The sequence below is a fragment of the Paraburkholderia phenoliruptrix genome, from assembly GCF_047325075.1.
Taxonomy (GTDB): domain Bacteria; phylum Pseudomonadota; class Gammaproteobacteria; order Burkholderiales; family Burkholderiaceae; genus Paraburkholderia; species Paraburkholderia phenoliruptrix.
On sequence record NZ_CP168531.1, the window covers coordinates 143,159 to 156,435 of the forward strand.

Annotated in this window: 12 protein-coding genes; 7 read left to right on the top strand and 5 right to left on the bottom strand. The window is 64.6% G+C overall.

Features of this window, described 5'->3' with window-relative positions:
- Nucleotides 1-49: 49 nt before the first annotated feature.
- The 4 genes from ACEN8U_RS12585 to ACEN8U_RS12600 all read right to left on the bottom strand — a co-directional run bounded on the left by ACEN8U_RS12585 (nt 50) and on the right by ACEN8U_RS12600 (nt 4,335).
- Nucleotides 50-931: a PhaM family polyhydroxyalkanoate granule multifunctional regulatory protein gene (locus tag ACEN8U_RS12585; RefSeq protein WP_310104878.1), complete on the bottom strand. Its 882-nt coding sequence runs from the start codon at nt 929-931 to the stop codon at nt 50-52.
- Nucleotides 932-1,046: 115 nt separating this feature from the next.
- Entirely contained in the window at nt 1,047-1,898 is an 852-nt protein-coding gene (locus ACEN8U_RS12590; RefSeq protein WP_015001485.1) for an enoyl-CoA hydratase/isomerase family protein, read from the bottom strand.
- Between the two features lie 78 nt (nt 1,899-1,976).
- Complete coding sequence (locus ACEN8U_RS12595) at nt 1,977-3,233, bottom strand: ABC transporter substrate-binding protein (RefSeq protein WP_310104875.1); 1,257 nt, start codon at nt 3,231-3,233, stop codon at nt 1,977-1,979.
- 118 nt (nt 3,234-3,351) lie between these two features.
- Nucleotides 3,352-4,335, bottom strand: coding sequence for a fumarylacetoacetate hydrolase family protein (locus tag ACEN8U_RS12600; protein WP_015001483.1), 984 nt, complete (start codon nt 4,333-4,335; stop codon nt 3,352-3,354).
- A 163-nt stretch (nt 4,336-4,498) separates the two neighbouring features.
- Here ACEN8U_RS12600 and ACEN8U_RS12605 point away from each other — a divergent pair, with 163 nt between their 5' ends.
- From ACEN8U_RS12605 to ACEN8U_RS12635, 7 genes are all read left to right on the top strand, one after another.
- Nucleotides 4,499-5,386 carry an IclR family transcriptional regulator gene (locus ACEN8U_RS12605; protein ID WP_374725904.1) on the top strand — a complete coding sequence of 296 codons (888 nt, stop codon included), beginning with the start codon at nt 4,499-4,501 and terminating at the stop codon, nt 5,384-5,386.
- A 41-nt stretch (nt 5,387-5,427) separates the two neighbouring features.
- Nucleotides 5,428-6,696, top strand: a complete 1,269-nt coding sequence (locus ACEN8U_RS12610) for a DUF3108 domain-containing protein (protein ID WP_310104869.1) — start codon at nt 5,428-5,430, stop codon at nt 6,694-6,696.
- Nucleotides 6,697-6,863: 167 nt separating this feature from the next.
- Nucleotides 6,864-7,652 (top strand): alpha/beta fold hydrolase, encoded by a 789-nt coding sequence (locus ACEN8U_RS12615; RefSeq protein WP_015001480.1) that lies wholly within the window; start codon nt 6,864-6,866, stop codon nt 7,650-7,652.
- A gap of 118 nt (nt 7,653-7,770) precedes the next feature.
- Nucleotides 7,771-8,028 carry a DUF3567 domain-containing protein gene (locus ACEN8U_RS12620; protein ID WP_013337859.1) on the top strand — a complete coding sequence of 86 codons (258 nt, stop codon included), beginning with the start codon at nt 7,771-7,773 and terminating at the stop codon, nt 8,026-8,028.
- Between the two features lie 287 nt (nt 8,029-8,315).
- Entirely contained in the window at nt 8,316-9,386 is a 1,071-nt protein-coding gene (locus ACEN8U_RS12625) for a homocysteine S-methyltransferase family protein (RefSeq protein WP_013586953.1), read from the top strand.
- A gap of 91 nt (nt 9,387-9,477) precedes the next feature.
- Nucleotides 9,478-12,195 carry a methionine synthase gene (gene metH / locus ACEN8U_RS12630; protein ID WP_413658353.1) on the top strand — a complete coding sequence of 906 codons (2,718 nt, stop codon included), beginning with the start codon at nt 9,478-9,480 and terminating at the stop codon, nt 12,193-12,195.
- Between the two features lie 215 nt (nt 12,196-12,410).
- Nucleotides 12,411-12,617 (top strand): hypothetical protein, encoded by a 207-nt coding sequence (locus ACEN8U_RS12635; RefSeq protein WP_013586951.1) that lies wholly within the window; start codon nt 12,411-12,413, stop codon nt 12,615-12,617.
- Between the two features lie 176 nt (nt 12,618-12,793).
- On the opposite strand, the gene ACEN8U_RS12640 is transcribed toward ACEN8U_RS12635, so the two are convergent.
- Nucleotides 12,794-13,120, bottom strand: coding sequence for a DUF1840 domain-containing protein (locus tag ACEN8U_RS12640; RefSeq protein WP_013586950.1), 327 nt, complete (start codon nt 13,118-13,120; stop codon nt 12,794-12,796).
- Nucleotides 13,121-13,277: the final 157 nt, after the last annotated feature.

Here is a 13,277-nt window from a genome sequence, read left to right on the forward strand (position 1 = left end):
TTGTTTGGCGCCGACAGTTGGAGCGCGCCGCCGCCCGGCGCGCCGGCTCCTACAGAGACTTTTTCGGCGCCTTGGACGCAGCGCTGCCCGTTCCCGTGCCCGTGGCCGCACGCTTTGTCGCAGCCGGTGCGCGCTTCGCCGCCGGGCGTTTCGCGGCGGCTTCGGCCGGTCCGCTGGATTCGCCGGAAGCCGCGGCCGGCGCGTCGGCGGGCGATGGGCGCGGCACGTCCGTCGCGCCGCCGACCGCCTCCGCCGCCTCGTCTGCGGCCTCGTCTGCCGGATCTTCGCTCGAGTCAGACGGTGCGCCCGCGGCGTCCCCGGCGGCGGCCGCCGGCTGGGTCATCGCGAATTGGGCGATCTGATTGAATTGCGATTGCAGCAGGTTCCACCATGCCGATGCGTCGAAGCTCGGCGCGGCGGGCGCGGCTTCTTCGTCGGCCGGCGGCTCTGCGGCGCCCGCACTTTCCGTGGCGGCGGAACTGGAACCGGATGCCGAAGCACCCGCCTGCGGATGCGGCCAGCCGCTCGCCGGCGACGGGCTCGGCGCGGGCGCCGGCGCTTCAGGCGCTGCAGGCTGCGCCATCGACTGTTGCGCGAACGCGCCGAACGCACGCAGCGTCGCCAGCGTCGCGCGCTGCACTTCTAGCGCCTGAATCGCCGACTGCAGCATGTTGAGGTTCAGCTTGAGCCATTGCTCGACGGCGCGCATGTCGGTGATGCGCTTGTCGAGTTCCTCGACGTTGGTGAGCGGCGCCATCATGTCGGACATCATGGAGAGCGACGGTCCCAGGCCCGCGCCCGGCTGCGCGCCCGCAAACGCGGAGCCGAATGGCGAGAGGCGCATCATGCCCCACATGCGGTCGAGCATTTCGGCCGGCGGAAAGCCGGGGAAACCGGGAAACGGCGGCGTGGAGCCAGGTGTGTCGGTCATGCTTGTCGCCTCGCTGCATTAACGGAAAAGCGCGGAAGAAGGGAGCACAAAACAGCAACGGCCGCGCAGACGAATCCGATCATACCGCGCGACGCGCGACGATCCCACCCGGCCGTCACCGTGTGCGCCACGGGTCGGCGCCGCCGAAATCCGGCGCGCGCCGCTCGCGCAGCGAGCTCACGCCCTCGCGCACGTCCGGTCCGGCGAAGCCCATGAATTCGAGCGCCAGCGACGTATCGAAGGCCGGGCCCGCTGCGCGCAGCCAGTTGTTCAACGCATACTTGGTCCAGCGGATCGCGGTTTGCGAACCGTGAGCGAGTTTCTGCGCGACCTCAAATGCCTTCGGCAGCAGATCGTTTTCGTCGACGGCGAGCGATACGAGGCCGATGCGCTCCGCCTCCGCGCCGCTCACCGGCTCGCACAGCATCAGGTAATACTTGGCTTTTGCCATGCCGCACAGAAGCGGCCAGACAATCGCCGCGTGGTCGCCTGCGGCCACACCGAGCCGCGTATGCCCGTCGATAATGCGCGCGGTTTTTGAGGCGATCGAGATGTCCGCAAGCAGCCCCGCGACGAGCCCCGCGCCGACCGCCGGACCGTGCATGGCCGATACGATCGGCTTACTGCAATTGATCACGTTGTAGACAAGATCGCGAGCCTCGCGCCACACGCGCGCGCGCACGTCGAAATCGGTCGCCATGTCTTCCACGAGTTGCAGATCGCCGCCGGCTGAGAAGCCCTTACCCTCGCCGCGAATGATCGCGACACGCGTGTCCGGATCGCGGTCGATGTCGCGCCAGATTTCCGCGAGCTCGTAATGCATGCGCGCATCCGCGGTCGCGAGGGCACTTCTGTTCGCGCCCTCGCCGCTCATCACCACTTCGAGCACGCCATGCGGACGGCGATGCAGTTGAAGCGAGCGGTAATGCGCGTAAAAGGCGTCGTTGGTGTGAGGTTGCTGGGACATGGTGAGCGATCCGTGTTTGCGTATCAGTGCGTGCGAGTGCGTGTCGGTGCGCCGTCGAGTCGTTGCGTCGCAGCCTCTTCAGCGCGGCTGATAAACCCATTTGCCGTTCTTGATTTCGACCATCACGCGTGCGCGCTGGTCGAGGCCGAGGTGATCCGCGGCGCTCATGTTGACCACGCCGTTGGTGTCCGCAAGACCGCGCGTGGCTTCGAGCGCGTCGCGCAACGCGCGGCGGAATTCCGGCGTGCCGGGCGACGCCGCTTTCAATGCGATAGGCACCGCGTGATTGAGCAGCATGCCCGCATCCCATGTGTAGGAGCCGAAAGCCGATACGGTGCCCGGACCACGCAGCGCCTCGAAACGCGCGATGTAGTCGAGCGCAAGGCGCTTCGCCGGATGATCCGCCGGCAATTGCGCTGCCACGAGCACAGGGCTTGCGGGCAGGAACGTACCGTTGCAGTCGGCGCCGCACACGCGCAGGAAGTCGTTATTGCCCACACCGTGGTTGTGATAGATCAGCCCTTTGTAGCCGCGCTCCCTGAGCGTCTTCGGCGGCAGCGCGGCGGGCGTGCCGGCCGCCCCCACAACGACGGCATCCGGATGCGTCGCGAGAATTTTCAGCACCTGGCCCGTCACGCTCGGGTCCGTGCGATTGAAGCGCTCGCTAGCCACCATCTCCATGTGATGCAATTGTGCGAACTTCGCGACTTCGGCGTAAAAAGTCTCGCCGAGCGCGTCCGCCTGGCCGATGAACGCGACGGTTTTCACGCCGTGCGTGCTGGCGTGCTCGGCAATCGCCGAAGCCATCATCGCGTCCGTTTGCGGCGTCTTGAAGACCCAATGGCGTTTCGCGTCCACCGGTTCGATGATTTTTGCCGACGACGCGAGCGAGATCATCGGCGTCGTTCCGTCCGCCACCACGTCGATCATTGCGAGCGAGTTCGGCGTGATCGACGAGCCGATGATCGCGTCGACGTGGTTTTCGGAGATCAGCTTCTTGGTGTCCTGCACGGCCTGGGTCGTGTCCGACGCATCGTCGAGCACGATATAGTCGACGCTCTGGCCGGCGATCTGCTTCGGCAACAGCGTGGCCGTATCGCGCGCGGGAATACCGAGCGACGCGGCCGGCCCCGTCAGCGACAGCACGAGCCCGATCTTCACCTGCGCCAGTGCGACAGCCGGCGACAGGCCGGCAAGCGTCGCAACCAGCAAGGCCGGGCGACGCATGAGGCGCGCGAACCGCCTGATGGGCGCGAATTGCTGCAACCGCTCGCGCCACGCGCGGCCATCTGCATTACCCGCCCATCCCGCTTCAAACGATCCAGCTCGCCGCATGGTGTCTCCTCACATGAGTTTTTCGTTCTGATTTACCGCCGATGCCGTCGCGCCAGTCAGTGTAGCGGCGTGCGACAGCGGCAACATCGGGCGAAACCCTTTCGGCAAACTGACCGCGTCACTCGAGCGGCGCGATGCTCTGCTCGATGGCACCGAAAATCGACTTGCCCGCTTCGTCGAACATTTCGATCTTGACGGTGTCGCCGTACTTCATGAACTCGGTCTGCGGCGCGCCGTGCTCGATGGTTTCCAGGCAGCGCTTTTCGGCGATACAGCAGTAGCCGCGCTTCGCGTCCTTGTTCGACACCGTGCCCGAGCCGACAATCGTGCCCGCGCGCAAGTTGCGCGTTTTGGCCGCGTGCGCGATCAGTTGCCCGAAGTGAAACACCATATCGCTGCCGGCGTCCGGCTGACCGACCTTCTTGCCATTCCAGTGGACGATCATCGGCCGGTGCACGCGGCCTTCGCGCCAATGTTCGGCGAGTTCGTCGGGCGTGACCGCAACGGGCGCGAACGACGTGGCCGGCTTGCTCTGGAAAAAGCCGAAGCCCTTGGCAAGTTCGGCGGGAATCAGGTTGCGCAGCGAGACGTCGTTGACGAGCGTCACGAGCCGCACGCTCCTCAACGCCTGCTCAGGCGCGACGCCCATCGGCACATCGCCCGTGATCACTGCAACTTCTGCCTCGAAGTCGATGCCGAACGCTTCGGATGCGCACACCACGTCGTCTTTCGGCCCGATGAAGTCGTCGCTGCCGCCCTGATACATGAGCGGATCGGTCCAGAATTCAGCGGGCATCTCCGCGCCGCGCGCGCGCCGCACGAGTTCGACGTGATTGACATACGACGAGCCGTCAGCCCACTGGAATGCGCGCGGCAGCGGCGCCATGCAGTCGCTCGCGTCGAACGAAAACGTGTTGCGCGCGCGGCCCTGGTTGAGCGCGTCGTACAGGTCGTGCAATTGCGGCGCGTAGAAGGTCCAGTCGTCGAGCACGCGCTGCAACGTGGGCGCAATGGCATCGGCAACGGCGGCGGTGTGCAGGTCGCGCGACACGACGATCAGTTGACCGTCGCGCGTGCCGTCCTTCAGCGTGGCAAGTTTCATGGAGAGATGAACCGTGTTAGTGACGATAGAGGGAATCTATTCTACGATGGTGAATCGGCGCCGCCCAAGCCCGGCTTGCCGGCGCCGCACGGCAGGCCCGTTCGCGCCCTGCCGCAGCCGGTTCCTTTCACACTGATTCTGAACGCGCTTCGCGCCTTTGCTCATGCCGCACACTGCCCGCTCCGGCGCAATGTCCCACGACCCGACCGCCGCCGATCCGCTCGACGCCCCCGAAACCGACGACGATTCCGCCGAGGCCGGCGAGGAAAAACTGCGCTCCGGCATCCAGTCGATCGAAGTCGGCTTCAGGCTGCTCGACGTGCTGACTCACGAGCCGCGCGCGATGATGCTGCGCGATCTCGCACAGCGCGCCGGCATGAGCCCGGCGAAAGCGCATCGCTATCTGGTCAGCTTTCTGCGACTTGGCGTCGTCGCGCAAGATCTTTTGTCGGGACGCTATGAGCTCGGCGGCTTTGCCCTGCAACTGGGACTCGCGCGCCTCGCCCGCGTCGACGGCGTGAAGCTCGCGCGGATTGCACTTGCCGAATTGCGCGATCGCCTGGACCTGACGGTGGGCATCGCCGTGTGGGGCAATCAGGGGCCGACCATGGTTCACTGGATGGAGTCGAGTCATCCGGCAAAGGCGTCGCTCAAGCTCGGCGACGTCATGCCGCTGCTCAGCTCCGCCACGGGCTTGCTGTTCGCGGCCTACCTGCCGGCGGGCAAAACCGCGGCGATGCTCGAACGCGAGCTGGCCGACACGCGCCGCTCGTCGCACCTCGGGGTGCCGCGCACGCGCGAGGAAGTCGAACGCGTGCTTGCGCAGGTGCGCGAGCACGAAGCGGCGCGCGTCGAAGGCATGTTGCTGCCGACTATTCACGCATTCTGCATGCCGGTATTCGACTCGACCGGCGCGCTGGCGCTCGGTCTCGTCGCGCTCGGTCACGAAGGCGCGTTCGACATTAGCTGGGGAGGCGAAATCGACACCGCGCTGCGCGAGTGCGCGCAAAAGCTCTCGTACGAGCTCGGCTATAGTCCGACGCCGCGCTAACACATCGTTCCGCTTTCCGCCGCGCCTTCATTTTTTCGCCGATGGCCTTACCTTCCGCCGCAGGTCGTTCCAGTCTCACGCCGCCCGGCGAGCCGCGCGCCCGCTGGCGCACGTGGCGCTGGATTGCCGTGCTGCTGGTCGTCAGCCTGCTTCACTGGATTGCCGCGCAGTGGGTGGAGCGTCATCGCGCAACACTGAACCCAACGGACGACGAACACGTGCCCGTGCAGGTCGCGTTGCTCAAGCCGGAACGTATCGAGCGCAATCCGGCGGCTGCGGCATCGGTCGCGCCCGCGCAGCCGCCGAAGCGCAAGCCCGCCGCCAGCAAGCCCCGCGAACATGTGTTGACCGCCTTGCAACCCGCGGACAAAGCGCCAGCGCAAGCGGCAACAGCAACCTCGGACGCCGCCGCGAGCGAACCCACCGCAAACGCGGTGCCCGCGAATGCGGCAAGCGCCGCGAGCGCAGCGTCGGGCGATGCCAATGTCAATGCAACGGCAAGCGCAACCGCGAGCGCCGATGCGCCCCAAGCCGCATCAGGCGTGAAGTTCTCGGTCCCGCCATCGGGCGATCTTCAGTACGACACGTTTTACAACGGCGTGCGCAACCAGCCCGGCACGATCCATTGGACAAGCAGCGCACAGCGTTACGACATGGTGGTTTCGGTGCCCTTACCCTTTGTGGGCACCTTCGTCTATTCGAGCCATGGCCGTATCGACGCATTCGGGCTCGCGCCCGAGCAATACGTGGAAAAGCGCGGCCGTCGCGCGGAAGACATCTCGATCTTCAATCGCACCGACAAAAAGATCGCGTTCACGCGCACGCCGGCCACGCTGCCGCTGCCGGACGGCGCACAGGACCGCTTCAGCATGGTGATGCAACTGGCAAGCCTCGTGCGCGGCGACCCCGACGCGTATAAGCCGGGCGTCACGCGGCAGTTTTTCGTGGTGGACAGCGACAGCGGCGAGAACTGGCCGGTGGAAACCATCGGCGACGAAACGATCCGCACCGCGCAGGGCTACCTGCAAACGCGTCATTTCAAGCGCCTGCCGCGCCGTGAGGGCGACCGGCGCCGCATCGACGTGTGGCTCGCGCCGTCGCTCGGCTGGCTGCCCGCGCGGCTCGTGCAGACCGAGCCGAACGGCACGCAGTTCGAACTCGTATGGCGCGGCAAGCTGAACGCCGATAGCGGCGCGGCCGCGGATTCGCCGACCGGTTTGCCGAACACCTCAGGAGACGCTTCTCTTCCAGATGCACCGGCCAATTCGACCGGTCCCGGCGGCGACCCTTCGGGCAACATCAAGCCGTAATCGCGCACCTGCCGACCGACGGCAAAAAGGCAAGCCCTGCACCCGAATGGTGCCTCGGCGATTGCACGAAACTTCCGTCTTGCCGCCGACTCTGCATCATCTGATGCAACCGTTCGGCGGCACGAGCCGACGGATTCTTCCCCTGCGTTCTCCTTGAAGGAGCTTGCATGCAAGTAAACGTCAACGGTATCGAAACGCGCTACGTGCTGAGCAACGAGGGCGGCGGGCCCTGGCTCACGTTCGTTCATCAGCTCGGCGGCGATCTGTCGGTCTGGGACCAGCTCGCCGGCTATTTCCGCGACGACTACACGGTGCTGCGCTACGACGTGCGCGGCCACGGCGAGACGGCGCTATCGCCGGAACCGTTCAACATTGCCGATCTTGCCGGCGACCTCGCCGCGCTGCTCGATGCGCTCGGCGCACCGGGCACACACCTCGTGGGCATGTCGATGGGCGGCATGATCGCCCAGCAGTTCGCCCTCGCCCACCCTTCGCGCGTGAACACCCTGACGATTGCCGACAGCACGGCCGCCACCTTGCCCGAAGCCCGCGCAATGTGGGACCAACGCGCCGCCAACGCGCGCCGCGACGGCATGGCGCCGCTCGTGCCCGCCACGCTGGAGCGCTGGCTGACGCCCGATTTCCGCACCGCGCACCCCGAAGCCGTCGAGCCGATACGCGAGGCGCTCAGCCGAACGTTGCCGGAAGGCTACGCAATGGCGTGCGAAGCGCTGCGCGATTTCGACGTACGCAGTAAGCTGGGAAGCATTCGCTGCGCAACGCTGGTCGTGGCCGGGCGCCATGACACGGGCACGCCGCCTGCTGCTAGTCAGGCAATAGCAGATGCCATTGAAGGCGCGCAGTTCGAATTGCTCGAGGCCGCTCATCTTGCGCCTGTCGAGCAGTCCCAACGGTTTGCCGCACTGCTTGAAACGTTTCTTGAAAGGCCGGTCTAACCGGTAGGTTCGGAACTTTTACAAGCGTCAATCCGGACCCACCCCTTGAATTCCAAACCATAAGCTCCACGTAAGGCGCAGGAACGGCCAGGAGCCAACGGAAATAAGGAGTGTCGCCATGCAAATGATCTATAACAGCCCCAATTACTGTGTCGTCGAGTTTCCGCCGCAAGAAGGTCCGCTGGCCATGAAATCGGGTGGCTACGAGATCGTCGACAAGAACATGCAACGCGAGATTTACATCGACGGTGCAATGGCGGCGCGGTTTCGCGAGAACGTGCAGAAGCTGATCGAAGAGGAACCGTCGCTCGACGAAGTGGACGAATTCCTCGGCCAGTTCGACAGTCTGATGCATCAACCGGTCATCCTTCACTGAGCCCAACTGAGCACCAGTTGCGCCTGATCTTTCAACGTTTGGAGCTTTTTCAACGTTTTTGGCGACATCTATCGACCGCGCCGTCCGGCTTCGCCGGCGGCCCTCATCAGGCGGTCGGCTCTCATCGAAACGGTTCAGCGGGCTGCGGCGCGCTGAACCGTTTTCTTTTGCAAGCCGCGGCGCGCGCGTTTGCCCGCTCTGCCGTCCGATACCGTGTCCGGCGCAATAGCCCGGCTGCGGCTACAATGACAGGTTCCCGAAAAAGCCGGCCCAAGCCCTCGTCCGCCATGAACCAGCCTGCCCAAACCGCCAAGCCAATCCGTCCCGAGTCCGAGTACACGCGGGGCGCGGCGCTGCCCGCGCTGCTCAAGTCGCGCATCCTGATTCTGGACGGCGCCATGGGCACCATGATCCAGCGCTACAAGCTCGACGAAGCGCGCTATCGCGGCGAGCGTTTCAAGGACTATGGGCGCGACATCAAGGGCAACAACGAACTGCTGTCCATTACGCAGCCGCAGATCATCAGCGAGATTCACGAGCAGTATCTGGCTGCGGGCGCCGACATCATCGAGACGAACACGTTCGGCGCGACCACCGTCGCGCAGGCGGACTACGGCATGGAGTCGCTGGCGGCGGAAATGAACCTCGAATCGGCGAAACTCGCGCGCGCCGCGTGCGACAAGTACTCGACGCCGGACAAGCCGCGCTTTGTCGCCGGCGCGATCGGTCCCACGCCGAAAACTGCGAGCATTTCGCCTGACGTGAACGACCCGGGCGCGCGCAACGTGACGTTCGACGAACTGCGCGCCGCCTATTACGAGCAGGCGAAGGCGCTGCTCGAAGGCGGCGCCGACCTGTTCCTCGTGGAAACCATCTTCGACACGCTCAATGCCAAAGCCGCGCTGTTCGCGCTCGACGAGCTGTTCGAAGACACCGGCGAGCGTCTGCCCATCATGATCTCCGGCACGGTCACGGACGCCTCCGGGCGCATTCTGTCCGGCCAGACCGTCGAGGCTTTCTGGAACTCGCTGCGCCACGCCAAACCGCTCACCTTCGGCCTGAACTGCGCGCTGGGCGCGGCGCTGATGCGTCCGTACATCGCCGAGCTGGCCAAGCTTTGCGACACCTATGTGTCGTGCTATCCGAACGCCGGCTTGCCGAATCCGATGAGCGATACCGGTTTCGACGAATTGCCGGCCGACACCTCCGGGCTGCTGAAAGAGTTCGCCGAGGCAGGTCTCGTGAATATTGCGGGCGGCTGCTGCGGCACGACGCCCGAGCACATTGCGGCCATTGCAAAGGCGCTCGCCGACGTGAAGCCGCGCAAGTGGCCCACGCAATATCGCGACGCCGCGTAACCGCGTGAACCGGCGCCAACGACCCGCCGGTTCACGCCCATCAGCCGCACCAGGCCGCACCTAACGCACGCAATCGACTCGTACATACGCCATGACCGATCACACCATGCGCCTTGCCGGCCTCGAGCCGTTCAACGTCACGTCCGGGACGCTCTTCATCAACGTTGGCGAACGGACCAACGTGACGGGCTCGAAAGCGTTCGCGCGAATGATCCTGAACGACCAGTTCGACGAGGCGATTGCCGTCGCGCGTCAGCAGGTCGAAAACGGCGCGCAGGTGATCGACGTGAACATGGACGAGGCGATGCTCGACTCCAAGGCGGCGATGGTGCGCTTCCTGAACCTCGTCGCGTCCGAGCCCGACATCGCGCGCGTGCCGATCATGATCGATTCGTCGAAGTGGGACGTGATCGAAGCGGGCTTGAAATGCGTGCAGGGCAAGGCGATCGTGAATTCGATTTCGCTGAAGGAAGGCGAAGAGGCCTTCCGCCATCACGCGAAAAAGATCCGGCGCTACGGCGCGGCGGCCGTCGTCATGGCCTTCGACGAGCAAGGCCAGGCCGACACGTTCGAGCGCAAGACGCAGATCTGCAAGCGCTCCTACGATTTTCTCGTGAACGAAGTGGGCTTTCCGCCCGAAGACATCATCTTCGATCCGAACATCTTTGCTATCGCGACCGGCATCGAAGAGCACAACAACTACGCGGTCGACTTTATCGAGGCGACGCGCTGGATCAAGCAGAACCTGCCGTACGCGAAGGTGAGCGGCGGCGTGTCGAACGTGTCGTTCTCGTTCCGCGGCAACGATCCGGTGCGCGAGGCGATTCACACGGTGTTCCTGTACCACGCCATTCAGGCGGGCATGGACATGGGCATCGTCAACGCGGGCCAGCTCGGCGTATACGCGGACCTCGATCCCGAACTGCGCGAGATGGTCGAAGACGTCGTGCTGAACCGCCGTCCCGACGGCACGGACCGTCTGCTGGAAATTGCCGACAAATTCAAAACCGGCGCGGCGAAGAAGGAAGAGAACCTCGAGTGGCGCAACCAGCCGGTCGAGAAGCGCCTGTCGCACGCGCTCGTGCACGGCATCACGAACTTCATCGTCGAAGATACCGAGGAAGTACGCGCCAAGATCGCCGCGCAAGGCGGCCGCCCGATCAACGTGATCGAAGGCCCGCTGATGGACGGCATGAACATCGTGGGCGACCTGTTCGGCCAGGGCAAGATGTTCCTGCCGCAAGTCGTGAAGTCGGCGCGCGTGATGAAGCAGGCGGTCGCGCATCTGATCCCGTTCATCGAGGAAGAAAAGAAGCAGCTCGCGGCCGCGGGCGGCGACGTGCGCGCGAAGGGCAAGATCGTCATCGCGACCGTGAAGGGCGACGTGCACGACATCGGCAAGAACATTGTTTCGGTGGTGCTCCAGTGCAATAACTTCGAAGTGGTCAACATGGGCGTGATGGTCCCGTGCAACGACATTCTTGCGAAGGCGAAAGTCGAAGGCGCGGACATCATCGGGCTCTCGGGGCTCATCACGCCGAGCCTCGAGGAAATGGCCTACGTCGCGTCCGAAATGCAGCGCGACGACTACTTCCGCGTGAAGAAGATTCCTCTGTTGATCGGCGGCGCGACCACGTCGCGCGTGCATACCGCGGTCAAGATCGCGCCGCACTACGAAGGCCCCGTCGTGTATGTGCCCGACGCATCGCGTTCGGTGTCGGTCGCGTCAAGCCTGCTTTCGGACGAAGGCGCGGCCAAATACCTCGACGAGATCAAGGCCGACTACGACCGCATCCGCGACCAGCACGCGAACAAGAAAGCGCTGCCCATGGTGACGCTCGCGGAAGCCCGCGCGAACAAAACGCCCATCGACTGGAAGAGCTATCAGCCGGTCAAGCCCAAGTTCATCGGCCGGCGCGTCTTCAAGAACTTCGACCTGAACGAACTGGCGAACTACATCGACTGGGGACCGTTTTTCCAGACCTGGGATCTCGCCGGCCCGTATCCGGCCATCCTGAACGACGAGATCGTCGGCGAATCGGCGCGGCGCGTGTTTTCCGACGGCAAGTCGATGCTCGCGCGCCTGATTCAGGGCCGCTGGCTGCAGGCCAACGGCGTGCTCGCGCTGCTGCCAGCCAACACGGTCAACGACGACGACATCGAAATCTACACGGACGAGTCGCGCAGCGAAGTCGCGCTGACCTGGCGCAACCTGCGTCAGCAAAGCGTGCGGCCGGTGGTGGACGGCGTGATGCGGCCCAACCGCTCGCTCGCCGACTTCATTGCGCCGAAAGAGTCGGGCGTGGCCGACTACATCGGCATGTTCGCGGTCACGGCGGGCCTCGGCGTCGACGTGAAGGAAAAGCAGTTCGAAAAGGATCACGACGACTACAGCGCGATCATGCTGAAGGCGCTCGCCGACCGTTTCGCCGAAGCTTTCGCTGAGGCGCTGCATGCACGCGTGCGGCGCGACCTGTGGGGCTACGCCAGCACCGAAACTCTCGGCAATGACGAGCTCATCGCGGAAAAATACCGCGGCATTCGGCCGGCGCCGGGCTATCCGGCGTGCCCGGACCATCTCGTGAAGCGTGACATGTTCGAGGTGCTGCAGGCCGGCGAAATCGGCATGAGCGTGACGGAGTCGCTCGCGATGCTGCCGGCGGCCAGCGTCTCCGGTTTCTATCTCGCGCATCCAGACAGCACGTATTTCTCGGTCGGCAAGATCGGGCAGGACCAGTTGGAGGACTACGCGCGGCGCATGTCGCTCTCGAAGGCGGACGCTGAGCGGGCGTTGGCGCCGTTGCTCTGAGCGGCGGCAGTGGCGGCGTTGCCTTGAGCCGACGCAGCGGCGGCCAGACGAGGCACGGCGAACCGCGTGGCGGGAAAGCCACTATATCGGGCGGCAAAGACTGAATATTTGCGGCAACGTAATTTTCGGCTTTGTAGACTGAGGCGGCTTGACCCGCCAGACGCGGCCAAAACGCGTCGGCTCATCGACTTGCAACCGTCAACGGAGAGAATGATATGAAGAAGCTGACGCTGTTATTGACTGCTGTTTCGTTTGCCCTGAGCGCGACCGCGGCGCTTGCGCAAACCGCCGCTCCGGCCGCCTCCAGTTCGGTCAGTTCGTATTCGCCGCCCACTACGAAACACGTCAAGAAGCCGAAGAAGCAGAAAATGAAGAAAGGCGAGTCGGCGCCGGCAGCAGCGCCCGAAGCTGCCAGCCAGTAAATCCGCACACGCCCAAGCTGTTTTCGGGCTTTGCAAAAAAGATGAGCCCGCTTCGAGCGGGCTCATCTTTCTGGTCGATACACATTACACGCGCGGCCGGCTAGCCAGCCGCGACCGGTACTGCCGGCCCCGCGGTCGCGATGCTCGCGGTTGCCGCCTTCGCGGGCTCGCTCCGGTCACAGCCCCCAAACGATGTCCGCATTGTCCTTCTGCGCGGCACGCAACATGTCGAGGAACGGATAGGCGCGCTGCGCCAGCCCCGGCGGGATCTCGTGATGCTCGTGGCCCTCTTCGCCTTCGTGGAAATGACCGTCGTGCTCGGCGCGCTCCTGCTTGTCGAAGGTAATCGCCGCTTCGAGTTTGGCAATCGCCTCGGCGGTTTCCTCGTGCGTAATCACGCCGCGTTCACCGAGGCGCTTGCCCACAATGCCGACAAGATACTGCGCCAGATTCTCGAGCATCATCACGTCCGGGCAAGCGCGGCATTTGAAAGTAATCAGCATGACTATTCCCTTTTTCGTTATGTTGGCTTCACACGCAAACGGCACCGAAGGCCGCCCGCGCGCGCTCCCGCACGCTCCGTTAGTCGCCCGACAGGACGCGGCGGCTACGGCCCTTGCTGGGCATCTCATTGAACATATTAGCACCTGCTAAAATCCG

What these genes read in the sequence shown, in the direction of transcription:
- ACEN8U_RS12585 (WP_310104878.1), bottom strand. Translation starts at nt 931, where the DNA reads ATGACCGACACACCTGGCTCCACGCCGCCGTTTCCCGGTTTCCCCGGC.
- ACEN8U_RS12590 (WP_015001485.1), bottom strand. Translation starts at nt 1,898, where the DNA reads ATGTCCCAGCAACCTCACACCAACGACGCCTTTTACGCGCATTACCGC.
- ACEN8U_RS12595 (WP_310104875.1), bottom strand. Translation starts at nt 3,233, where the DNA reads ATGCGGCGAGCTGGATCGTTTGAAGCGGGATGGGCGGGTAATGCAGAT.
- ACEN8U_RS12600 (WP_015001483.1), bottom strand. Translation starts at nt 4,335, where the DNA reads ATGAAACTTGCCACGCTGAAGGACGGCACGCGCGACGGTCAACTGATC.
- ACEN8U_RS12605 (WP_374725904.1), top strand. Translation starts at nt 4,499, where the DNA reads ATGCCGCACACTGCCCGCTCCGGCGCAATGTCCCACGACCCGACCGCC.
- ACEN8U_RS12610 (WP_310104869.1), top strand. Translation starts at nt 5,428, where the DNA reads ATGGCCTTACCTTCCGCCGCAGGTCGTTCCAGTCTCACGCCGCCCGGC.
- ACEN8U_RS12615 (WP_015001480.1), top strand. Translation starts at nt 6,864, where the DNA reads ATGCAAGTAAACGTCAACGGTATCGAAACGCGCTACGTGCTGAGCAAC.
- ACEN8U_RS12620 (WP_013337859.1), top strand. Translation starts at nt 7,771, where the DNA reads ATGCAAATGATCTATAACAGCCCCAATTACTGTGTCGTCGAGTTTCCG.
- ACEN8U_RS12625 (WP_013586953.1), top strand. Translation starts at nt 8,316, where the DNA reads ATGAACCAGCCTGCCCAAACCGCCAAGCCAATCCGTCCCGAGTCCGAG.
- metH (WP_413658353.1), top strand. Translation starts at nt 9,478, where the DNA reads ATGACCGATCACACCATGCGCCTTGCCGGCCTCGAGCCGTTCAACGTC.
- ACEN8U_RS12635 (WP_013586951.1), top strand. Translation starts at nt 12,411, where the DNA reads ATGAAGAAGCTGACGCTGTTATTGACTGCTGTTTCGTTTGCCCTGAGC.
- ACEN8U_RS12640 (WP_013586950.1), bottom strand. Translation starts at nt 13,120, where the DNA reads ATGCTGATTACTTTCAAATGCCGCGCTTGCCCGGACGTGATGATGCTC.